This window comes from Loktanella sp. DJP18 (genome assembly GCF_049310965.1).
Classification (GTDB): domain Bacteria; phylum Pseudomonadota; class Alphaproteobacteria; order Rhodobacterales; family Rhodobacteraceae; genus Loktanella.
On record NZ_JBMERN010000353.1, the window covers coordinates 1 to 901 of the forward strand.

Genomic DNA, 901 nt, shown 5'->3' on the forward strand with positions numbered 1-901 from the left:
ATAAAAACAAGGAATGACCATGGCCGATATCGATCTGAACCGCATGTCGCTTGATGACCTCAAGAAGCTCCAGAAGGACGTGAACAAAGCCATCGACGGCTATGAGGACAAGCAGCGCAAGGCAGCATTGGCCGCTGCGGAAGCCGCCGCACGGGAAATGGGTTTCACCCTGGCCCAATTGACCGGGCTACCCGGCAAGACCACCAAATCCGTTTCACCTGCAAAGTATCGTCACCCGGAAAATGCAGAGCAGACCTGGACCGGCCGTGGCCGTCAGCCGGACTGGATGAAAGACGCTTTGGAGAACGGGCAGTCCAAGGACGAGTTTTTGATCTCGCCAGCCAGCTGAGCTGCGGCGTGACAGACAATCAAAGGCGTTTCTGCGCCAGCGTCACGGTCATGTGCCTGCTTATGGCAGGCACATGTGCGCGGGCCGATGTCACCCATTTTAAGGGTCTGCAGATCTGCGGAAAGAACCAGCGCAATACGCCGGACAAGACATGCATGGTGGATGGCGACACACTCTGGCTGGGTGGGGTCAACATCAGGCTGAAGGACTTCGACACGCCGGAATCGCGCACGAACATCTGCGGTGGCTCTACCGAGATCAATCTGGCGCAGGTCGCCACGGACAGGCTTCGGTCGCTACTGAACGGCAACGCCTGGACGATCGAGACCTTCGGGATTGACGGCACGGGTAAGCGCCGGCTGGCGACGATTAGGATCGAGGGTGTCGATGTCGGCGATATCCTGATCGCAGAGAAGCTCGCGCGCCGCTGGCCGGATGGCGACGAGTTCTGGTGCAGGTGAAGCAACAGCTGGGCAGGATCTGCCCGCTTTTGCAGGAATGTCATAATGTCCGCTAGGTTGCCTTACAGCCTGACGCGACATGACGCCGGGC

The 901-nt window shown here is 58.9% G+C and carries 2 protein-coding genes; both read left to right on the plus strand.

The window, feature by feature from the left end; translation table 11 throughout:
* Window positions 1-19: 19 nt before the first annotated feature.
* Window positions 20-349 (plus strand): H-NS family nucleoid-associated regulatory protein, encoded by a 330-nt coding sequence (locus ACOI1H_RS25850; RefSeq protein ID WP_422441206.1) that lies wholly within the window; start codon window positions 20-22, stop codon window positions 347-349.
* 8 nt (window positions 350-357) lie between these two features.
* Window positions 358-810: a thermonuclease family protein gene (locus ACOI1H_RS25855; RefSeq protein WP_422441208.1), complete on the plus strand. Its 453-nt coding sequence runs from the start codon at window positions 358-360 to the stop codon at window positions 808-810.
* The last annotated feature ends 91 nt before the right edge of the window (window positions 811-901 follow it).